This is a genomic window from Pallidibacillus thermolactis (assembly GCF_025660415.1).
In the GTDB taxonomy this organism is placed as follows: Bacteria; Bacillota; Bacilli; order Bacillales; family Caldibacillaceae; genus Pallidibacillus; species Pallidibacillus thermolactis.
Genome location: NZ_JAOUSE010000039.1, coordinates 1 through 21,013, shown reverse-complemented (window position 1 = coordinate 21,013; position 21,013 = coordinate 1). Strand labels below are relative to the sequence as shown.

General features: G+C 37.9%; 19 protein-coding genes and 2 riboswitches. Of the genes, 17 read left to right on the top strand and 2 right to left on the bottom strand.

Annotated elements, in window-relative coordinates; translation table 11 throughout:
* Positions 1-142 precede the first annotated feature (142 nt).
* Both proC and OEV82_RS11790 read left to right on the top strand, forming a co-directional pair.
* Entirely contained in the window at positions 143-949 is an 807-nt protein-coding gene (gene proC, locus OEV82_RS11795) for a pyrroline-5-carboxylate reductase (protein ID WP_263061990.1), read from the top strand.
* Between the two features lie 228 nt (positions 950-1,177).
* Positions 1,178-2,380, top strand: a complete 1,203-nt coding sequence (locus OEV82_RS11790; protein WP_173659735.1) for a dicarboxylate/amino acid:cation symporter — start codon at positions 1,178-1,180, stop codon at positions 2,378-2,380.
* A 142-nt stretch (positions 2,381-2,522) separates the two neighbouring features.
* Here OEV82_RS11790 and OEV82_RS11785 read toward each other — a convergent pair whose 3' ends face one another.
* Positions 2,523-3,722 (bottom strand): aminotransferase, encoded by a 1,200-nt coding sequence (locus OEV82_RS11785; protein ID WP_173659733.1) that lies wholly within the window; start codon positions 3,720-3,722, stop codon positions 2,523-2,525.
* On the bottom strand, positions 3,719-4,222 hold the full coding sequence (locus tag OEV82_RS11780) for an Lrp/AsnC family transcriptional regulator (RefSeq protein ID WP_263061989.1): 504 nt from the start codon (positions 4,220-4,222) through the stop codon (positions 3,719-3,721). The genes OEV82_RS11785 and OEV82_RS11780 overlap by 4 nt, the downstream gene beginning before the upstream one ends.
* A gap of 297 nt (positions 4,223-4,519) precedes the next feature.
* On the opposite strand from OEV82_RS11780, the gene OEV82_RS11775 reads away from it, so the two are divergent.
* The 15 genes from OEV82_RS11775 to OEV82_RS11705 all read left to right on the top strand — a co-directional run bounded on the left by OEV82_RS11775 (position 4,520) and on the right by OEV82_RS11705 (position 20,200).
* A complete protein-coding gene (locus tag OEV82_RS11775) occupies positions 4,520-5,299 on the top strand; it encodes an enoyl-CoA hydratase/isomerase family protein (RefSeq protein WP_263061988.1) in 780 nt (259 codons plus the stop codon).
* A 1,320-nt stretch (positions 5,300-6,619) separates the two neighbouring features.
* Positions 6,620-7,387 carry a 3-hydroxyacyl-CoA dehydrogenase gene (locus OEV82_RS11770; RefSeq protein ID WP_263061987.1) on the top strand — a complete coding sequence of 256 codons (768 nt, stop codon included), beginning with the start codon at positions 6,620-6,622 and terminating at the stop codon, positions 7,385-7,387.
* Between the two features lie 252 nt (positions 7,388-7,639).
* Entirely contained in the window at positions 7,640-8,785 is a 1,146-nt protein-coding gene (locus OEV82_RS11765; RefSeq protein WP_263061986.1) for an acyl-CoA dehydrogenase family protein, read from the top strand.
* An 88-nt stretch (positions 8,786-8,873) separates the two neighbouring features.
* On the top strand, positions 8,874-10,022 hold the full coding sequence (locus OEV82_RS11760; protein ID WP_263061985.1) for a thiolase family protein: 1,149 nt from the start codon (positions 8,874-8,876) through the stop codon (positions 10,020-10,022).
* Complete coding sequence (locus OEV82_RS11755; RefSeq protein WP_263061984.1) at positions 9,985-11,223, top strand: CaiB/BaiF CoA transferase family protein; 1,239 nt, start codon at positions 9,985-9,987, stop codon at positions 11,221-11,223. The genes OEV82_RS11760 and OEV82_RS11755 overlap by 38 nt, the downstream gene beginning before the upstream one ends.
* Before the next feature lies 1 nt (position 11,224).
* Positions 11,225-12,211: an NAD(P)H-dependent flavin oxidoreductase gene (locus tag OEV82_RS11750; RefSeq protein ID WP_263061983.1), complete on the top strand. Its 987-nt coding sequence runs from the start codon at positions 11,225-11,227 to the stop codon at positions 12,209-12,211.
* A 415-nt stretch (positions 12,212-12,626) separates the two neighbouring features.
* On the top strand, positions 12,627-13,403 hold the full coding sequence (locus OEV82_RS11745; RefSeq protein WP_263061982.1) for an enoyl-CoA hydratase/isomerase family protein: 777 nt from the start codon (positions 12,627-12,629) through the stop codon (positions 13,401-13,403).
* Positions 13,404-13,457: 54 nt separating this feature from the next.
* On the top strand, positions 13,458-14,396 hold the full coding sequence (locus tag OEV82_RS11740) for an MBL fold metallo-hydrolase (RefSeq protein WP_263061981.1): 939 nt from the start codon (positions 13,458-13,460) through the stop codon (positions 14,394-14,396).
* Between the two features lie 254 nt (positions 14,397-14,650).
* A riboswitch (TPP riboswitch) is annotated at positions 14,651-14,739 on the top strand.
* 89 nt (positions 14,740-14,828) lie between these two features.
* Positions 14,829-14,917: riboswitch (TPP riboswitch) on the top strand.
* An 85-nt stretch (positions 14,918-15,002) separates the two neighbouring features.
* Positions 15,003-15,686 carry a thiaminase II gene (gene tenA, locus OEV82_RS11735; RefSeq protein ID WP_263061980.1) on the top strand — a complete coding sequence of 228 codons (684 nt, stop codon included), beginning with the start codon at positions 15,003-15,005 and terminating at the stop codon, positions 15,684-15,686.
* Between the two features lie 16 nt (positions 15,687-15,702).
* Positions 15,703-16,224 (top strand): energy coupling factor transporter S component ThiW, encoded by a 522-nt coding sequence (thiW, locus tag OEV82_RS11730; protein WP_173661082.1) that lies wholly within the window; start codon positions 15,703-15,705, stop codon positions 16,222-16,224.
* Positions 16,193-16,996 (top strand): bifunctional hydroxymethylpyrimidine kinase/phosphomethylpyrimidine kinase, encoded by an 804-nt coding sequence (gene thiD / locus OEV82_RS11725; RefSeq protein ID WP_263061979.1) that lies wholly within the window; start codon positions 16,193-16,195, stop codon positions 16,994-16,996. The genes thiW and thiD overlap by 32 nt, the downstream gene beginning before the upstream one ends.
* Positions 16,989-17,792: a hydroxyethylthiazole kinase gene (gene thiM / locus OEV82_RS11720; RefSeq protein WP_173661078.1), complete on the top strand. Its 804-nt coding sequence runs from the start codon at positions 16,989-16,991 to the stop codon at positions 17,790-17,792. Before thiD ends, thiM begins: the two co-directional genes overlap by 8 nt.
* Positions 17,789-18,412, top strand: coding sequence for a thiamine phosphate synthase (gene thiE / locus OEV82_RS11715; protein ID WP_263061978.1), 624 nt, complete (start codon positions 17,789-17,791; stop codon positions 18,410-18,412). Before thiM ends, thiE begins: the two co-directional genes overlap by 4 nt.
* A 240-nt stretch (positions 18,413-18,652) precedes the next feature.
* A complete protein-coding gene (locus OEV82_RS11710; RefSeq protein WP_263061977.1) occupies positions 18,653-19,438 on the top strand; it encodes an HAD family hydrolase in 786 nt (261 codons plus the stop codon).
* An 81-nt stretch (positions 19,439-19,519) separates the two neighbouring features.
* Positions 19,520-20,200, top strand: a complete 681-nt coding sequence (locus tag OEV82_RS11705; RefSeq protein ID WP_263061976.1) for a uracil-DNA glycosylase — start codon at positions 19,520-19,522, stop codon at positions 20,198-20,200.
* Positions 20,201-21,013: the final 813 nt, after the last annotated feature.

The window sequence follows — 21,013 nt, the reverse complement described above, 5'->3', positions numbered from 1 at the left end:
AAAAATTGAAGAAGAAAATTAAAATTGAAATGGAAGACTTTTACTTTTGGAATGATGCGTAAAATAATATAACAATTTTATGTTATCGGAAAATTTGATATAATTTGCATAAACTGAAATTTAATAAGGAAGAGGAGAGAACATGAATCGCACAATTGGGTTTATTGGCTGTGGAAATATTGCAAAATCATTGATTGCAGGTATTATCAAATCCGGTGTTGTGGAAAGAAATCAAGTTATTGCTTCCAACCGGTCAACACCAAGTTTGCAAGAGGTGGAAGAACAATACGGGATTGAAATTACGACCAATAACATTGAAGTTGCTAAAAAAGCGGATTTTCTTTTTTTAACGGTTACTTCAGACAGCTATGAAGCGGTCATTAATGAGATTAAAGAGTCCGTTCAACCAAATGCTGTCATTATTCTTGTCGCAGCAGGAGAATCGATCCAAAAAAATGAGCATCGTTTTGCGAAACCTGTGAAATTAGTTAAGGCAATGCCGAATACACCAACGATGGTTAATGAAGGGGTTACAGGTATTGCTGTAAATCAATTTGTAACGGAAAGTGATCTAGAAGAAACAAAATCACTTTTTGAGAGCTTTGGTAGAGTTGAATTAGTCGACGAATCGTTAATGGATGTCGTTACAGCGGTAGGTGGTTCATCGCCAGCCTTCACATATATGTTTATTGAAGCGCTCGCTGACGGAGCGGTAATGTATGGTATGCCACGGAAACAAGCTTATGTGTTTGCTGCTCAGGCCGTATTAGGTGCTGCAAAGATGATGCTTGAAACAAATATTCATCCAGCCGAATTAAAGGATAGTGTTTGTTCACCAGGTGGTACAACCATTGAATCGGTAGCACGGCTTGAAGAACGAGGACTTCGTTCTGCTGTGATTGAAGCTGTCAAGGTGAATGTTGAAAAGGCAAAGCAGATTCACGGATAGTGGAATGAAATAATATATGATAGGTTTTGTTTGATCTAAATTTTAAGCGAATTATTTTTTTCGAAAAACGTTTTATAAATGAAAAAGCCTTGAAAAGATAGAATCTTTTACCGATATAACTATAATTATCTGAAAATAAAAACTAATCTTTTTCCTATTTACAGAAAATAAAATTATGGTATAGTGTTCCTATAAAACACATATGTTCATTACAGGAGGACAAGCATAATGAAAAGAATCGGATTATTACCAAGGATTTTACTTGCTATTATATTAGGTCTTATTTTAGGTAATTTTATGCCAGAATGGTTTGTTCGAGCTTTTGCCACCTTTAATGGCATTTTTAATAATTACTTGAGTTTTGTTATTCCCTTTATTATTATCGGCTTTATTGTTCCAGGGATCGCCAATATGGGTCGAAATGCGGGGAAAATGCTTGGTTTATCAACGGCACTCGCTTATGTATCAACATTTCTTGCAGGGTTACTAGCTTTTTTTGTCGGTTCATGGTTACTTCCTATTATGACAAAAGGTCAATCTTTTCAAACAACAGATAATCCGGAGGAATTCTTGCAGTCTGGCTTTTTTGAAGTCGCAATGCCACCGCTAATGGAAGTAACAACAGCATTAATATTTGCCTTTGTTATCGGAATTGGAATTGCATCAATTAAAGGAAATGTATTACAAGATGCTTTTGACGAATTCCAAAAAATTGTAGAAAAAGTGATCACAGTAACAATTATCCCATTATTACCATTTCATATTTTCGGTGTTTTCCAAAATATGACTTATGGTGGGCAAGTAGTAAATATTTTATCTATATTTTTAAAGGTATTCGTATTAATTATTGCACTGCATATAACGATCTTATTAATTCAATATACAACTGCTGGTACATTGCATAAACAAAATCCATTTAAGTTATTAAAAACCGTTTTACCGGCTTATTTTACAGCTATAGGAACACAGTCCTCATCAGCGACAATTCCGGTTACGTTAGCATCGGTTAAAAAAACTACGATTCGTGAAAGAGTGGCTGATTTCTGCGTTCCGTTGTTTGCAACGATCCACTTATCAGGTAGTGCAATCACACTTGTTACTTGTTCATTAGGTGTTTTATTGTTAAGTGGGGGAGACATTAGCTTTTCTGCTTATCTTCCATTCATCTTAATGCTTGGTGTGACATTAGTTGCGGCTCCTGGAGTACCAGGTGGAGCAGTTATGGCCGCGATTGGGATTATGGAAGTCATGCTTGGCTTTAATGAAACAATGCTATCGTTAATGATTGCCTTGTACTTAGCTCAAGATAGTTTTGGCACTGCTACAAATGTGACAGGTGATGGTGCTTTATCGCTAATCGTTGATAAGTTTACAAAGAAAGATAAAAATGATGAAGGCGACGAAACAGATAAAAATGCTCAACTTGTTTAAAAAGTAATGAACCTGAACCAAAGGGTGTTGAAATTTGGCATTCTTTGGTTTTTTTTATAAAAATTTTGGTTAGCTGGAAATGGTGAAAGTGATTAATAATAATAAGCCAGCAACCTAATATGAAGATCGCTGACTGTTCTTCCTATTTTTCCAAAGCTAACTGTTCTTTGTTTATATTTAAGGATTGCAAGAATCGCTCCATTCGGACGATAGCTTCTTGAAGTTGTTCCATCGATGTGGCATAAGAACAACGGATATAACCTTCTCCGCTCTTCCCGAAAGCGTTCCCCGGAACAACAGCAACGCGTTCTTTTTTCAATAATTCTTCTGCAAACTCTTCCGAAGTTAAGCCGGTATTTTTAATGGATGGGAAAACATAAAACGCACCACCTGGTGTATGGCAATCTAAACCAATGTCATTTAACGATGTGACAATAAAATTTCTCCTTCTCCGGTAACTTCGTTTCATTTCGCTCACTTGTTCTTTTCCGTTTCGTAAAGCTTCAATGGCACCATGTTGTAACATATGGGGTGCACACATTGTTGTATATTGATGAATTTTTAACATGGCTTGAACAATTGGGACAGGTGCAGCTACATAACCTAAGCGCCAGCCCGTCATAGCAAAGGCCTTGGAAAATCCGTTTATCGTAATTGTTCGTTCATACATTCCTGGGATGGAAGCCATGCTTGTATACTCTTCATCATATGTAAGTTCAGCATAAATCTCATCGGTGATGACAACTAGGTTATGTTTCATTGCCACGTGGGCAATTTTTTCAAGATCTGCTTTATTTAAAAAAGTACCTGTTGGGTTATTCGGTGAGCAGATTAAGATGGCCTTTGTCCGGTCTGTAATGGCTGCTTCTATTTGTTCAGGTGTAACTTTAAAACCATTTTCTGCGCTTGTTCCTACTTGAACGGGTTTTCCCCCTGCAAGTTTCACAAGAGCGGGATAAGAAACAAAAGCTGGTTCAATAATTAAAACTTCTTCCCCAGGATTTAGAAGGGCTCGGAATGCAAGATCTAACGCTTGACTAGCTCCAATCGTCACAATAATTTGGTTTTCAGGGTTGTACTCGATTTTGAAACGATTGTTTAAATAATTCGAAATTTCTTGGCGTAATTCGAGTAATCCGGGATTTGCTGTATAGGATGTGTAGCCATCTTCTATGGAGGCAATCGTTTCATCCCGTATGTTCCAAGGTGTTACAAAGTCCGGTTCACCGACCCCGAGTGAAATGACATTTTCCATTTTGGAGGCAACGTCAAAGAACCTCCGTATGCCGGATGGTGGTAAATCAATGACGGTTTTTGATAAAAATTGATTGTAATCTGTCATGGTGTAACCACCATTCTACGATCTTTGTTTTCTTTTCCTTCAATAATTACGCCATCATGTTTATATTTTTTTAATAGAAAATGAGTTCGAGTAGAAACAACACTTTCAATCGTTGATAATTTTTCAGATACAAAGGTCGCTACTTCTTTTAAAGATTTCCCTTCAACAGAAACGGACAAGTCAAAGGAACCAGACATGAGATAAACCGATGTTACTTCTGGAAAACGATAGATTCTTTCAGCAACTTCATCAAAACCAACCCCACGTTTTGGCGTTACATTCACCTCAATCATTGCGATGACGTTTTCTTGCCCTTCTACTTTAGACCAATCAATGATGGCTGGGTAACTAACAATAACTTTATTTTGTTCGAGTTTCTTAATTATTTTTTCAACTTTTTCTTCACTCATTTGCAATTGTTTGGCAATCACTTCGGTTGATTGACGATGATTTTCTTCCAAAATATATAAAACTTCGAGTTCTTCCTTCGTTAGTTTCATAGAAATCCTCCTTCATTCGGCCTGTTACATAATAGAGCGTTAAGACATGCCTTTCCTATGCATAATAGCAATTTTTCAAATTACTAAAATGGTAAAATAATTTACCGAAGATTACAAGTATCTTTTTATTGAAAAAGATGACAGATTTCAATATCCTTGTAAAAGACAACTGCTTTATTAGTACAATAACAGAATATCTTTGTGTTTGTATTGATTTTCTGATTAATGATGAAACTTCCTATATAAGGAAGCGAAAATGATTATTGTTATACAACAGATTGTGGAAGGTGTGGACTCATGTTTGCTAGGGAAAATGAAAAGATTTATATGGAAAAAGAAAATGGAATAGCAACGATTTATATAAATCGACCTGAGAAAAGAAATGCATTATCGATTGATATGTGGAAAAAAATGATTGAGATGGTTGATTCGTGTACGGAAGATGATGAAGTAAAGGTAATGATTTTTAGAAGTACAACGGAAACAGCCTTTTCTGCAGGAGCGGATATTAGTGAATTTGAGACGATTCGTTCGACAGTCGACGGTGTCATCAGTTATGGTGAGCTAACATCTACTTTAGAACGGAAAATAGCGGAAAGCCCAAAGCCGAGTATTGCGATGATTCAAGGTTTTTGTGTAGGTGGCGGTTGTGAAATTGCGGTTGCCTGCGATTTCCGTTTTTCAGATGAAACTGGGAAGTTCGGGATTACACCAGCGAAATTAGGGATTGTGTATGATACAGCAGCAACAAAACATTTAGTTGATTTAGTTGGACCTGCCCATGCGAAGGACATTTTGTTTACCGGTCGCATTTTTCCAGCGGAAGAAGCGTTACAGATGGGATTAATTAACCGAATCGTAGCGACGGAGGAGTTAGAACGAGAAACGTATACGTATGCAGGTAGGATTTGTGAAAATGCACAACTTTCTGTCCAAGCCTCAAAAAAGATTATTCACCGGGTGCGACAAGGAGCTACGAAAGATAATGAGGAAATTAAACAGTTAATCGCAGAGTCCGTCCAATCGGATGAGTATAAGCAACGGATTCGAGCGTTTTTGAATAAAGGAAAGGCATAGTGGTATTAAAAAGGGTGGAGCATGTCGATAAGGGAAGTGTGTTAACATTAGGAAGTTTCGGAGATTACCAGACGGTTAGCCATGATCGAAATAGTTTTCAAGCTTTGAGAAAATTTGTTTTCATTGGTTTGATGAAGGCACTTTTTTGAGATGGAGTGGAAAAAACTGTTTTCATTGACTTGCTGAAGACACTTTTTTGAGATGGAGAGGCAAAAACTGTATTCATAGACTTGCTGAAAACACTTTATTTGAGATGGAGAGGCAAAAACTGTATTCATCGGCCAGCTGAAGACACTTTTTTTGAGAAGTAGCGGTAAAAACTGTATTCATCGGCCAACTGAAGACACTTTTTTCAGAAGTAGCGGTAAAAACTGTATTCATTGATTATTTGAACGCACTTTTTACTCGGAAGTGCGGTAAAAACTGTATTCATAGACTTGCTGAAAACACTTTTTTTGAGATGGCGTGGCAAAAACTGTATTCATTGGCTTGCTGAAGACACTTTTTTTGAGAAGTAGCAGTAAAAACTGTGTTCATTGGTCATTTGAACGCACTTTTTACTCAGAAGTGCGGTAAAAACTGTTTTCATAGACTTGCTGAAGACACTTTTTTGAGAAGTAGTGGAGAAAACTGTATTCATCGGCCAGCTGAAAACACTTTTTTTGAGATGTAGTGGCAAAAACTGTTTTCATTGACTTGCTGAAGACACTTTTTTTTAGAAATAGCGGTAAAAACTGTGTTCATTGGTCATTTGAACGCACTTTTTACTCAGAAGTGCGGTAAAAACTGTTTTCATAGACTTGCTGAAGGCACTTTCTTTAAGATGTAGTGGCAAAAACTGTATTCATCGGCCAACTGAAGACACTTTTTTTGAGATGTAGTGGCAAAAACTGTTTTCATAGACTTGCTGAAGGCACTTTCTTTAAGATGGAGTGGCAAAAACTGTATTCATCGGCCAACTGAAGACAATCTTTTTGAGATTGAGAAGAGAAAACTGTTTTCATTGACAACTTTTTTCAGGTTTAGCAGAAAAATCTGTTTTCATCGTTCGGTTAAACCTACTTTTTTTATTTCGAAGAAAAACAGCTCTATATCGTCTACATAACCACCTCTTTTTTTAGTTTTAAAAAAATCTGCTTCCATTAGGGCATCTGACGCCCATTTATTCATAAATGTATGCCTCACATTAACTCTGTTTTACAACCTTTCTCAATCTTCGCCATAAAAAAGTGAATGACCGTTCACTTTTTTGTTGCTTATTTTTTGAAAATACTTAATAATTAAAATAAGTATTCATAAACATAAAAAGGGAGGATTGGGATGGACATCCAAAATGTGGTTGCCGTCGTTACTGGTGGAGCTTCAGGTTTAGGAGAAGCAACAGTAAAACGATTAGTTGAACAAGGTGGCAAGGCTGTTATTTTTGACTTAGCTGAAGAAAAGGGGCAAAGATTAGCAGAAGAACTGGGAGAAGCGGTTATATATGAAAAAGTTGATGTAACAGACGGAGCGAGCGTTCAGTCAGCCCTTGAAAAGACCATCGATCATTTCGGTAAAGTTAATGCGCTAGTCAATTGTGCAGGTATCGCAATTGCAAAGAAAACTATTGGTAAAAAAGGTCCGCATGACTTAGAATCTTTTTCAAAAGTTATTCAAGTTAATTTAATCGGTACGTTTAACACGATTCGACTAGTAAGTGAAAAAATGGCAATAAATGAACCAAATGCTCATGGGGAACGTGGTGTGATTATTAACACGGCTTCAATTGCAGCCTTTGAAGGGCAAATTGGGCAAGCAGCTTACAGTGCTTCAAAAGGTGGCGTTGTTGGTATGACTCTACCAATTGCTCGAGATCTTGCGAGTTTAGGAATTCGTGTTATGACAATTGCCCCGGGTTTGTTTGAAACGCCATTATTTGCATCTTTACCAGAACAAGCTCGTGAAGCATTAGGAAAGATGACTCCGTTTCCGTCAAGACTAGGCCAACCAAGAGAATATGCTCAACTTGTCCATAGTATTATTGAAAATCCAATGTTAAACGGTGAAGTAATTCGTCTCGATGGGGCCATTCGTATGCAACCGCGTTAAGCTATAAATCTAGTCAAGAATTATAGAAATCGCACAGAAAGACTGTTTTTCGCACAATTTTTTACGAATTCGCACGAAAAAATTTATTTTCGCACGTCTTTTTTGTCTTTTCGAACAGTCACATAGCAAATTAGCACAAAAAATTACTCTTTTCGCACAAACTCAGCTCTTTAAAACAAGAAAATGATCTTATTTCCATTTAACAACAATAAGAAAGCGCTTAACCGGATAAAAAAAGGGGGGAATGTTTGCATGGGAAGACCGTATTTAACCGAAGAACATGAAATTTTCCGTGAATCATTACGAAAGTTCTTAGAAAAAGAAGCTTATCCTTACTATGAAGAGTGGGAGAAAAAGAAGGAAGTACCTCGTTCTTTTTGGAAAAAAATGGGAGAACAAGGCTTTCTGTGTCCGCAGGTTGATGAAAAATATGGTGGGTTTAACGCTGATTTTGGTTATGCTGTTGTTTTAAATGAAGAACTTGAAAAGGTTGGCTCGGGTATGGTCGGGATTGGACTTCATAACGATATTACGATTCCGTACATTGAAACTTATGGCACTGAAGAACAAAAAGCCCGTTGGTTACCAGGTGCGGTAAGCGGTGACCTTATTTCTGCCATTGCAATGACAGAACCGGGTGCTGGCTCTGATTTACAAGGGGTGCAAACAACAGCAATTGATGATGGGAATCACTATATTCTTAATGGTGAAAAAACTTTTATTACGAACGGCTACTCTGCAGACCTCGTCGTTGTTGTTTGTAAAACCGATCCGAAGGCACAACCTGCATACAAAGGAATGAGTTTAATTGTAGTAGAAGCGGGAACACCTGGATTTAAAAAAGGGAAAAAACTACAAAAACTTGGTCAGCATGCCAATGATACAAGTGAGTTAATTTTTGAAGATGCCAGAGTACCAAAAGCCAATCTTCTCGGTGAAGAGGGGAGAGGGTTTTATTATTTAATGGAAAAATTACAGCAAGAACGGTTAATGGTCGCGATTCAGGCACAAAACGCTGCTGAGCGAATGCTTGAGATCACAATTGATTATGTTAAACAACGAAGGGCATTTGGAAAGTCTATTAGTAAATTCCAAAACACCCAGTTTAAAATCGCAGAATTAGCAACAGAAATGAAGATAGGTCGATCCTTTTTGGATCAACTCATCGTTGACCATATGAACAATAAACCGATTGTAACAGAAGTATCGATGGCCAAATGGTGGATTACGGATTTAGCAAAAAAAGTAGCAAGTGAATGTTTACAACTTCATGGTGGTTACGGCTATATGGAAGAATACGAGATTGCAAGACGCTATCGTGATATTACGGTCACTTCCATCTATGCAGGTTCAAATGAAATTATGAAGCAAATTATAGCAAAAAATTTAGGCTTATAACTTTCAATGAGATTACAGTTTGAAAAATGAATGGACCATTTGCTAATTATAAGCGACATTTTAAAAATATAAAATAGGGGATGTTCATATGCGGGAAGCGGTCATTGTAGAAGGGGTTAGAACTCCTGTTGGGAGAAAAAACGGTTTTTTAAGCGGAATTCGTGCGGAAGATTTAGCTGCCCTTCCTCTTGCGGAAGTCATAAAACGAGCTGGTATCTCGCCTGAATTAGTGGAGGACGTAATATATGGCTGTGTGTCTCAAGTTGGTGAGCAAGCTGGAGTTATTGCTAGACAAGCGGCACTTATCGCTGGCTTTCCTATTGAAGTTCCGGGTACAACGATTGACCGGCAATGTGGATCCGGTCAACAAGCTGTCCACTTTGCTGCACAAGCAATCATTAGTGGGGATATGGATGTTGTCATTGCTGGTGGCGTTGAGAGTATGTCCCGAGTACCGATTGGCTCAAATATGCTAGATGTTCAGCCTGCAGAATCTTTGAAAGAGAAATATGAAATTATTCATCAAGGTTTATCCGCGGAACGCATTGCAAAAAAATGGAATTTTAGTAGAGAACAACTAGATGAATTTTCCCTAGAAAGTCATCGTCGGGCGATTGTGGCACAAGATGAAAATCGTTTTGCAAATGAAATTATGCCTGTTGAAGTGACGCTACCGGATGGAACAAAAACGGTAGTTCGTCATGATGAAGGACCAAGAAGGGAAACGTCCCTCGAAAAATTAGCGGGATTAAAGCCAGTTTTCCAAGAAAATGGCGTCATTACTGCAGGAAATTCAAGTCAAATAAGTGACGGCGCGGCAGCTATTTTACTAATGTCGCGTGAAAAGGCAGAAGAACTTGGATTAAAACCTAGATTCCGTATTGTTGCCCGTTCGGTGGTTGGATCTGATCCGACATTTATGTTAACAGGGCCGATACCGGCTACAGAAAAGGTTTTGAAAAAAGCAGGATTAACGATTGATGATATCGATGTGTTTGAAGTTAATGAAGCTTTTGCTTCGGTCCCACTTGCTTGGTTAAAAGAAACCGGAGCCAATCCTGAAAAACTCAACCCGAATGGAGGAGCCATTGCCTTAGGTCATCCACTCGGTGCAAGTGGAGCACGTTTAATGTTAACTATGATGTCTGAATTGGAAAGAACAGGAGGGCGGTACGGCTTACAAACGATGTGTGAAGGTTATGGTATGGCAAATGCCACCATCATCGAACGGCTCTAACAAGAGGTTCGAATTTGAAGTTTGGGATTCATGGGGCCACATTATTAATCCAATTAATTCAATGAGAAAAAGAGGGTGTACGATAACGATGCCTTTACAGTCTATACGTGTACTAGATTTGTCACGATTACTACCAGGTCCATTTTGTACGATGATTTTAGCTGATTTTGGAGCGGAAGTAATTAAAATAGAAGAACCGAAATATGGAGATTACGCTCGTGGTTATGAGCCCAAGTTTGGTCATACGAGTGTCATGTTCCATTCACTTAATCGCAATAAGAAAAGCGTCGCCCTCAATTTAAAAGAAGAGGACGATCAACAGAAATTTCTTGAACTGGTCAAAGAGGCCGATGTACTTGTTGAATCGTTTCGACCTGGTGTAATGGAACGATTAGGCCTTCATTATGAAGTTTTAAAAGAAATAAACCCACGCCTCGTTTACTGTGCCATTACAGGTTATGGTCAAACCGGTCCTTATGCGCACCTTCCTGGTCACGATATTAATTATATTAGTTATGCTGGTCTGCTTCATCTAATGGGCGAACGGGAAGGAAAACCCATCGTTCCTTCGGTACAAGTGGCTGATATTGGTGGTGGGGCTTACCCAGCTGTTGTTGGGATTCTTTTAGCATTAATGGAACGGGAAAAGTCTGGTCAAGGACAGTTTGTGGACATTTCAATGATGGATGGTGTTCTATCTTGGTTACAAGCGACTTTGCCAAACTATTTAATGACGGGTGAAGAAGTTAAACGCGGTGAACAAATGCTGTCTGGAGGTTTGGCGTGCTATGAAGTATACCAAACGAAAGATGGACGTTGGATATCGGTCGGTGCGTTGGAGCCGAAGTTTTGGAAAGTTTTTTGCGAAACGATTGGTAAACAAGAATATATTGGGAAACAATTTGTCCCAATTGATGAACAATACAGAATGAAGCATGAGATACAATCCATTATTTTTACAAAAACGTTGGATGAATGGATGGAACTTTTTGAGAAAGTAGAAGCTTGTGTATCACCGGTACTCTCTTTTTCAGAATTAGAAAAGAACCCACAAGTACAGAGTAGAAAAATGATCCAAGAAAAACAAAATTTAAAGTATATCAGTAATCCAATTAAACTATCTAGAACACCAGGTGCCATTCAATCTAGAGCACCAAAGCTTGGTGAACATAACGACGTGTTTTTAAAAAAGGAGGAGTAAAATGTCTAAAGAAAAAATTATGAAATTAAAAGAACAAGTTGAACTACCCGTAATTATGGCGCCAATGTTTTTAATTAACGATCCGAATATGGTACTGCGGGCTTGTGAAAGTGGTATTGTAGGAACATTTCCAGCTCTTAATGCTCGTACAACAGAAATCCTGGATGATTGGTTAAAACAAATAACAACGGAATGGAAGGAGTTAAAACAATCAAATCCAGATAAAAAAATTGCCCCGTGGGGAATAAACTTTATTAGTCATCGTACGAATAAGCGGTTTTATGAAGATCTCCAATTGATTGAGAAATACCAACCGCCTCTTGTTATTACATCTCTCGGTGATCCAAGTCCAGTTGTTAAAATTGTTCACGAATATGGTGGATTAGTCCTCTCAGATGTAATTGATATAAAATTTGCGAAAAAGGCACTTGAAAAAGGATCAGACGGACTAGTTCTCGTAACAGCCGGTGCTGGTGGACATGGTGGTACTTATAATCCAATTGCGTTTATCCATGAAGTACGTGAGTTTTTCGATGGTCCACTCGTTTTAGCTGGTGGATTATCGAAGGGTGAAGATATATTAGTTGCAGAAATTTTAGGGTCGGACTTTGCCTATCTTGGCTCTCGCTTTATTCCAGCTGTGGAAAGTAAAGCGGTTGATGAATATAAAGAAATGATCTTATCTTCTAGTATAGAGGATATTATTTATACGGATACGTTTAGTGGCATACATGCGAATTACTTAATACCGAGTATTGAAAAAGCGGGGCTGGATCCTAAGAACTTGCCAAGTAAAGATGATATTGACTTTTCAAATTTACGGGAGAAAAAAGCGAAGGCTTGGAAAGATATATGGGGAGCAGGTCAAGGGATAGGTTCAATCAAGAAAATTCAAACGGTTGCTGAAATCGTAGAAGAGTTAAAACAACAATATGATAAGGCAAAAGCGAAAGTGACGAAGGATAGCAAATTTACTTATCAAAATTAATAGGTTTATAGATGGTGAATGAATGCTCAATCATTATACCTTTTCTCATGGATATGTATGAAATAAACGCGAAACTTATTGTCTGGAAAAAACATGTAGAAGAATATTCAAGAGATAAACTGTCGTAGACAAAGTGTGAGGATATGTCTTCGAACCGAGCACTCGCGGATAAAACGAAGAGAAAATTAGGTAGAAAACTCTTTGAGAACACTTCTCGTGGATAAAACGAAGTAAAAAATAGGTAGAAATGTCTCTGAAACCAGTTCTTAGGGACAAAACCTACTTAAAATAAGTTTAAAACGTCCATGTGGCCAGTTTTTCACGGACAATTGCCAAATAAAGAAGTTCCACGAATAAACTTGTTTAAAAAAATAGACCAACTTTAAGAAAACGATATAACAAAGAGGTGAACAACATGACAGAATTAATTCAAGTAAAAAAAGAGAATCATATAGCCTACATTACAATGAATCGACCAGATAAATTGAATGCTCTTTCTGAAGAGCTTGCTACCGAATTAAATATAGCCATCAAAGATGCGGACCAGGATCCGAATGTAAAAGTGATGATATTAAGCGGTGCAGGTCGTTCTTTTTGCGCGGGTGGAGACATCGGCTCTTTTCAACAGATTCATAGTGTTGCTGATATGTTGAACCATATGCAGGAAGTTGTTCAAATTCAAAATACAATTCAAAATGCCCAAAAATATATTATTAGTGCTGTCCATGGCTATGCAGCAGGTGCTGGCTTTAGTGTGGCTCTTGCAACCGATTTTATCGTCGCCCATCGTGATGCGAAGTTTGCGATCAGTTTTAATCACATTGGTCTAATTCCCGATTTAGGTTTAGTAAAAAAATTGTCGGAAGTTGTTCCTCCCCATTTAGCGAAAGAATGGATTTCGTCAGCAAAAGAAGTATCAGCAGAGGAAGGTTTCCAACGTGGTTTTGTCAATAAACTTGCAGAGGGCGATGTCATAAAAGAAGCGACTGATTTTGCTCAATTTATAATAAGTGGTCCACCGATTGCAAATCCATTTGTCAAATATTTAGTAAATCATGCACATGAACTAACGAACGAAACAAATCAGATGTTAGAAAGTACTATGCAAGCATTATTATTCCAGACAAAGGATCATAAAGAAGGAATACGTGCTTTTTTTGAAAAGCGGAAGCCTGACTTTAAAGGAGAATAATAGATTTGACGCTCACTTTCACATGTGGAAAAAATAATTAAAGGTGGCTATCGTATGTTAGAAGAGATTGGTTTAAAACGGATTCGCTTAGATTTGCCTTTTCGACTGAACCATGTCAATTGTTTCTTAGTAGAAGGACCCAATGGTTGGATAGTGATAGATGCCGGTTTGCATAATAAACCAACGGTAAAACGGTGGGAAGAGGAACTTCAAGGAAAAGAAGTTTCCGATATTTATATAACCCACTATCATCCTGATCACTTTGGTTACGCCGGTGGACTTCAACAAAAAACGGGTGCAAAAGTATCTATGTCTAAAATTGATGCTACTGATGGATTTATGGCATGGGAAAAGAATTTTTTAGATTCATTGGAAACCAATTATCAGTTATCTGGGATTCCTAAAGATACGGCAAAGGCAATGGCTGACGATACGAAATCTTTTAAGCCAAGAGTAACACCGTATCCTGAAGTGAATCATTTTTTTCAAGAAGGGGAAAAGGTACAAATTGGTAAGCTAGAATACGAAATTTATTTTACACCAGGACATTCCGATGGTTTAATTGTATTTTTTAATAAAGAAAAAAGTGTTTTGCTATCAACAGACCATATTTTACCAAAAATTACACCGAATATAAGTTACTGGTATCATGGTGATCCGAATCCGTTACAAACGTACTATCATTCCCTTGAAAAAGTGAAAAAACTCAATGCTGAGTATGTCATCCCGTCGCATCGCGAGCCGTTTACCGATGCAAACAAGCGAATAGAAGAGATTAAAGCTCATCATGCTGAACGACTTGAAAAAACATTAGAGGCTATTCAAAAAGAAAGTACGGTTTATCAAGTTAGTAAAGTCCTGTTTCCTTTTATTGAAACTATTCACGAAACACGGTTTGCTGTGGGTGAAACTCTTGCCCATTTAGAATATTTACGTTCCAAAGGTGAATGCAAACGGGAACTTGTCAATGGAAAATATGTGTATTTTGTATAAAAAACGGTCTGTCATTCTAATGGAAGGGTCAATCAAGTGGCACACCCAATTCTCCTTGGAGCGGTAACGTGTCCTTGACAAATTTTCATTGGATTCTGAACGGGTGAAAAAGCCATTGTCATAAAAAGGCACTTTGTTTTCCGAGCCGTAGCTATGGACATTATTTGACAGCTTCTAAAAGGATTTTAGTTCTTTTCATAGCCAAACTAAGAAAAGTTTGCTACAATCAAGTTGAAACAAAACAAAATAAAGTCAATTTACACTAGGGGCGCCGGTCGGCTGAGAAGTACCCTTTGAACCTGATCTAGTTCATACTAGCGTAGGGAAGTGTAACATAAAATTTAGATACAAAAACGATGATGTTACGATTTCCCCGCGGTTCGAAAAGAATGCGGGGTTTTATTTTGTTTTGTGAAAAAACTTAATATTTTAGAAGACTACTAGGGGCGCCATATGGCTGAGAAGTACCCTTTGAACCTGATCTAGTTCGTACTAGCGTAGGGAAGTAGTGTCGGAATTCGTATATACATATGTATGTATCGAAAATAACGCCACTTTCCTTCGCGGGAAGTGGCTTTTTAATTTTAAAAGGGAGGAGTATTTAAAATGGAAAAAATAATGACTTTTACTGACAGATTATTTCAGAACGTACAACCGATTTGGGAGAAAAATCATAACCATCCGTTTGTTCAGGAGTTAGGGAAGGGAACTTTAGATAAAGATAAATTTATTCATTATATGAAGCAAGATTATGTGTACTTAATTGATTATGCCAAACTATTTTCAATCGGTGTTACGAAGGCAACGAACCTAGAAACAATGCAAAAATTCTCACAAGTGCTTCATGACACTTTACATTTTGAAATGGAATTACATCGTCAATTTGCAGCGGAATTTGGGATTACAAATGAGGAGTTAGAAGCGACAAAGCCAACACCGGTAAACGTTGCTTATACATCCTATATGCTAACGGCGGCTCATAATGGTAGTTTAGCGGAAGTTGTTGCTTGTTTACTTCCTTGTGCTTGGGATTATTGGGAAATTGGTAAGCTACTGAGAAAACAATATGGTGACATATTGGCATCAAACCCTTACCGTAAGTGGGTTGAAACATATGACTCTGAGACTTTTGGTGAAGGCGCGAAGGCCCTTATTCAACTTATGGATGAATTAGCGGAAGGAAAACCAGAAAGAGAATTAGCTGTTTTAGAGAAACATTTCCAAATGACATCGAAATATGAATATTTATTCTGGGATATGAACTATTACAAACAAGATTGGCCAATTTAATATGGAGGCGGAACTGGTGAATAAAACGAGAAAAATAACGTACACAGCCATTATTGCGGGACTTACGACAGCAACAAGTACACTCATTTATATCCCGTTAGGTTTTGCCAAAATTTTTCCAATTCAACACTTTGCTAATGTCATTTCAGCAGTTCTATTAGGGCCCTGGTATGCCACATTACAAGCGTTTCTTACTTCAACATTACGAAACATGATGGGAACGGGAAGTTTATTTGCTTATCCAGGAAGTATGATTGGCGCCTTTTTAGCAGCCATTATTTTTTCAAAAACCAAAAAGTTATCCTTAGCAGCCTTTGGTGAAGTTGTAGGTACCGGGATATTCGGGGCGATGGCTACATATCCAATCGGTATTCTCTTTATGGGACAAAAGGCAACGCTGTTTGGATTAATTCCAAGCTTTTTAATGGCATCCTTTGCCGGTGCATTAATGGCATACGGGCTTCTGAAAGTTATGAGCCGTAACAAAATAATAGGAGGTTTAATTTATGAAAACAGCACTTACGATCGCGGGTTCTGATTCCGGAGGCGGGGCAGGCATTCAAGCAGATCTAAAAGCTTTTTCGGCAAATGGGGTTTATGGCATGTCAGTCATTACTGCAGTGACCGCCCAAAATACGGTGGAAGTTCGATCTGTTCAAGATATTGATACGGACATTATTCGTGATCAGATTGAAGCAGTATTTGATGATATTCAGGTTGATGCGGTTAAAATAGGAATGTTATCAAAGCCAGAAACAATTGAAGTTGTTATTGAAGGTTTGAAAAAGTATAAACCGTCGTTTATCGTTCTTGACCCGGTCATGGTATCAAAAGGCGGTCATCATCTATTGCAACCAGAAGCAGTTGAAAAATTAAAAGAGTTGTTACCACTTGCGACAGTGATCACACCAAATATTCCGGAAGCAGAAGTGCTGACTGGGCTTACGATTACGAATTTGGATGATATGAAAAAAGCTTGTGAAAAGATTTATGAACTTGGAGTAAAAACAGTTCTTTTAAAGGGGGGTCACCTTAACAGCGAGCCTAACGATTTATTTTACGATGGTCAAACGTTCCATTTAATTGAAGGAAAAAGATTCTATACAAAGAATACCCATGGCACAGGTTGTACACTATCTGCGGCAATTGCAGCAAACTTAGCGAAGGGAATGTCCTTGCTAGATGCAGTTCAAAAGGCGAAATGTTATATCAGTGTAGCAATCGAACATAGTCTTGACTTAGGACATGGTCATGGACCAACTCATCATTTTTACCAACTGTATAAAAAGGAGCTGGCTTTTAATGAATAAAACAGAAGCAAAGTTGTTATTTGAAAAAGTAAAAGCAGAACAACCACTTGTTCACTTTTTGACAAATACGGTGACAATCAATGATTGTGCCAATGTTACGTTAGCAATTGGAGCATCACCGGTGATGGCGAATGAAGTAAACGGAATTGAAGAGATGACAAATCTTGCCCAAGCCCTTGTCATTAATATGGGTACGATTACGGACCAAGTCTATGAATCTATGATTCGAGCCGGTAAAGCGGCGAATAAAAAAGGGATCCCTGTCATATTGGACCCGGTAGGTGCCGGAGCTACGACTTATCGTACAGAATTAGCACTGGACTTTTTAAAACGAGTAAAGGTCTCCATCATAAAAGGGAATGCCTCTGAACTTTATACTTTAATTGGTGGCGATGCGGTGACGAAGGGAGTCGATGCAGGTTTTATCCCAATTTCTAATAAAGAATTGGCTCAGGAAGCTGCCATTAGGTTCGGGAATGTCGTTGTTGTAAGCGGAGCTATTGATGCGATATCTGATGGAGAGAAAGTTGTTCAAGTGGAAAATGGTGATGAGTGGTTACCGCGTATAACGGGAACGGGTTGTATGGCGGCAGGCGTAATTGGATGTTTTGCCGGAGTAACGGATGATTATTTTACGGCTGCTTCCGTTGGTATTTCTGTTATAGGTTTAGCGGGAGAATTAGCAAAAAAGGCAATGTTAAGTCATGAAGGAATTGGTACTTTCCGTGTCAAATTCATGGATGCGATCTTCCGGATGGATGGTGATATTTGGGCAGAAGGAGTACGTTTATCATGAACATGGATTACAGCTTATATTTAGTGACGGATGAGTCGGTTCCTACAGATCAATTATTACGCGTCGTCGGGGAAGCCGTTGAAGGTGGAGTAACCCTTGTTCAATTAAGAGAGAAAAGATCTGAAGGAAAAATTTTTTATGAAAAGGCGTTAAAATTAAAGCAATTTCTAAAGGAAAATTATGCACATATCCCCCTTATTATAAACGATCGAGTGGATATCGCTTTAGCTGTTGAGGCAGACGGTGTTCATATCGGACAGAAGGATATTCCTGTTACAGCTGTTCGGAAAATTGTACCTGAATCAATGATTGTTGGTGTATCTGTCTCAAACGTTACAGAAGCAAAGGAAGCTGCAAAAAATGGTGCTGACTATCTTGGTGTCGGATCTGTCTATCCTACAACAACAAAGGATAATGCAGAGCATTTATCGGAAGGCATGTTAGAAGAGATTGCAAAAACTGTCACAATTCCTGTCGTTGCCATTGGCGGATTGAAAGTGGATAATCTTGAAAAGGTACGCTGTGAAAATGTACATGGGATTGCTGTTGTATCTGGAATTATACATGCCAAAAATCCGAAAGAAGCAGCTGGAGCGTATCGGAAGAGTTGGGGTGCTTAGTAAATAAACGTTTTTAAGGAGGAATCATCGATATTAGGTTCCTCCTCTTTTTTTACATGAGAAGATACTGACGACCTGTGATGTTATCATTAATTGTGGCAACTTATTTGGCAGCTGTTTTTTTACAATACCTTTTGCCGAATGATTAATGTAGGTTTCACCTATAAATTTTACCAACAAAGAAATATAAATCAATGTATGTTAAAATATAAACAAAATGAAGTACTAAAGGAGATTGTTATGAGTTATAAAATTCTTTTTCTCGACATCGATGGTACAATTTTAAAACCTGATCATACGTATACAGAAAAGACAAAAGAAGCCATTAAACAAGTTCAAGCGAAAGGTATCGAAGTGTTTTTTGCTACTGGTCGCCCGTTGCACGAGTTAGAAGACTTAGCAAAGGAGTTAGGAATTGAATCCGGCATTGGTTATAATGGTGGTTTTGCAAAATATAAAGGTGAAGTTATTGTAAATGATGCTTTCCGCCCAGCACTCGTTTCAGAGATTCGAGATTTGGCTAAGCAGTTAGGGAATGAGCTCATTTTTTATACAATAGGGACAAATTATTTATCAAAAACCGAAGATCCAAAAATGAAATTCTTTGTTAATCTTTTTACAATGAAACAAAATGAACAGTTACCGGATGATTTTACAAAAGACGTATATGGTATTTCTGCCATTAAGGTGTTACCTGAACATGTGTCATATTATGAGAAATTTGAAGAACTGTATATGAGTCCAGTCAATGTAGCCGGTTTAGAAAATGCCTACGATTTAATTCAAAAGAAAATCAATAAGGGGACGGCTGTAAAGAAGGTGTTAGATGCCCTTAATATTTCTGCTGATGAAGCTATTGCTTTTGGTGATGGAATGAACGATTTAGATATGTTGCAGTTTGTTGGTCATAGCTTCGCAATGGCAAATGGGAACCCTAAAATTTTCGAATATGCAAAATATAAAACAACATCAGTGCAAGAAGACGGTATATACAATGGACTTAAGAAACTTGGCTTATTAGACTAATTGTTATGTACACGGTTCCTTGTCCCAGTTTTGTTTGGGCAAGGGGCCGTTAGATAGTTTTTTAAAAAAGGATGAGCAGTCATGACAAAGCAAATTTTGAAAAATGATTGGGCACCGATTTTACAAGATGAGTTTGCGAAACCGTACTATTTACAGTTGCGCGAGTTTTTAAAATATGAATATAGCAATTTTATTGTGTATCCAGATATGTACGATATTTTTAATGCGCTCCATTATACTTCCTTTTCTGATGTGAAAGTGGTAATCCTTGGACAAGACCCGTATCATGGACCAAACCAAGCCCATGGCTTAAGTTTTTCTGTTAAACCTGGTGTGCCTCACCCACCGTCGTTACGTAATATTTTTCAAGAATTGCAGAATGATTTAGGTTACCCGATTCCAAAGTCCGGGTCCTTAGTTCCTTGGACACGGCAAGGTGTATTATTGTTGAACACCGTCCTAACGGTTCGCGCAGGACAGGCCCATTCTCATAAAGGAAAGGGATGGGAAATTTTTACCGACCGGGTGATTGAAAGTTTGAATGAAAAGCCAGATCCTGTTGTGTATATTTTGTGGGGGAGTGCGGCCCAAAGTAAGCAGAAACTTATTGATACAACAAAACATTATATTGTAAAGTCACCACACCCAAGTCCACTGTCAGCACATCGCGGCTTTTTTGGCAGCAAACCATTTTCTAAAACAAATGCATACTTACGAATGATTGGCAAGACTGAAATTGATTGGGCATTGCCTGTTGATTAATTTGTATTGTTTCTCGCACGGAAAATCGGGTAGATCGTACGGAAGATTAGTTTTTTAGAAATGAAAATCGGGTAAATCGCACAAAACTTTGGATTTCCGCACAGAAATTGAGGAGATCGCACGAAATTTAGGGTTTTCGCACAAAAATTGAAGAGATCGCACGGAATTTGAGGTTTTTCGCACAAAAATTAAGTGAAATCGCACAGAATTTAGGTGTTTCACAGAAAAAATTGGGTAAATCAAACCGATTTTAACTAATATTGTTTATAAATTTGATTTATTAGCTAAAAATCTCTCATATTTAGTTAAAAACATTGTTTAAAATCTATTAAACCCGTCCAAACTAGTTTACAAGAAAAGAAAAATGACGGGGAGGAAGACAAATTGAAAGGGGAAGTTCAATTACCGGAAGTATTACAGCCTAATGTCGATGATTTTTTGAAGTTGTTATTTGAATTAATTATGAAAAATAGTAATCTATAAGTTTGGGGCCATAAAGAAGGTCCCATATTTTTTTATCGTATTGGAAAATACTGAACATATTCGTATTGTTTGTATTCGACCAGGATTGAGGGGGTGGTACTTCATAACATCTGACGGTTTTGCAGTACTGACCCATTATTGTGATCCAAATGAAGAAATTGTAGCAGATGCAAGAATCTTGTGGAAATACTTTTTGAACAATTTGTGGTATGAGTAAAATTATTGTGGGCAAAATTTAACCCCCTCATTTGTTGAGGGAACGTTAGAACGCTCAACAAATGAGGGGGCCACCAAGCGAAAGCGCGGTAGTTAATAAGCAAATAACATGAA

Coding starts and splice junctions, on each gene's coding strand:
- proC (WP_263061990.1), top strand. CDS start 143: ATGAATCGCACAATTGGGTTTATTGGCTGTGGAAATATTGCAAAATCA.
- OEV82_RS11790 (WP_173659735.1), top strand. CDS start 1,178: ATGAAAAGAATCGGATTATTACCAAGGATTTTACTTGCTATTATATTA.
- OEV82_RS11785 (WP_173659733.1), bottom strand. CDS start 3,722: ATGACAGATTACAATCAATTTTTATCAAAAACCGTCATTGATTTACCA.
- OEV82_RS11780 (WP_263061989.1), bottom strand. CDS start 4,222: ATGAAACTAACGAAGGAAGAACTCGAAGTTTTATATATTTTGGAAGAA.
- OEV82_RS11775 (WP_263061988.1), top strand. CDS start 4,520: ATGTTTGCTAGGGAAAATGAAAAGATTTATATGGAAAAAGAAAATGGA.
- OEV82_RS11770 (WP_263061987.1), top strand. CDS start 6,620: ATGGACATCCAAAATGTGGTTGCCGTCGTTACTGGTGGAGCTTCAGGT.
- OEV82_RS11765 (WP_263061986.1), top strand. CDS start 7,640: ATGGGAAGACCGTATTTAACCGAAGAACATGAAATTTTCCGTGAATCA.
- OEV82_RS11760 (WP_263061985.1), top strand. CDS start 8,874: ATGCGGGAAGCGGTCATTGTAGAAGGGGTTAGAACTCCTGTTGGGAGA.
- OEV82_RS11755 (WP_263061984.1), top strand. CDS start 9,985: ATGGTATGGCAAATGCCACCATCATCGAACGGCTCTAACAAGAGGTTC.
- OEV82_RS11750 (WP_263061983.1), top strand. CDS start 11,225: ATGTCTAAAGAAAAAATTATGAAATTAAAAGAACAAGTTGAACTACCC.
- OEV82_RS11745 (WP_263061982.1), top strand. CDS start 12,627: ATGACAGAATTAATTCAAGTAAAAAAAGAGAATCATATAGCCTACATT.
- OEV82_RS11740 (WP_263061981.1), top strand. CDS start 13,458: ATGTTAGAAGAGATTGGTTTAAAACGGATTCGCTTAGATTTGCCTTTT.
- tenA (WP_263061980.1), top strand. CDS start 15,003: ATGGAAAAAATAATGACTTTTACTGACAGATTATTTCAGAACGTACAA.
- thiD (WP_263061979.1), top strand. CDS start 16,193: ATGAAAACAGCACTTACGATCGCGGGTTCTGATTCCGGAGGCGGGGCA.
- thiM (WP_173661078.1), top strand. CDS start 16,989: ATGAATAAAACAGAAGCAAAGTTGTTATTTGAAAAAGTAAAAGCAGAA.
- thiE (WP_263061978.1), top strand. CDS start 17,789: ATGAACATGGATTACAGCTTATATTTAGTGACGGATGAGTCGGTTCCT.
- OEV82_RS11710 (WP_263061977.1), top strand. CDS start 18,653: ATGAGTTATAAAATTCTTTTTCTCGACATCGATGGTACAATTTTAAAA.
- OEV82_RS11705 (WP_263061976.1), top strand. CDS start 19,520: ATGACAAAGCAAATTTTGAAAAATGATTGGGCACCGATTTTACAAGAT.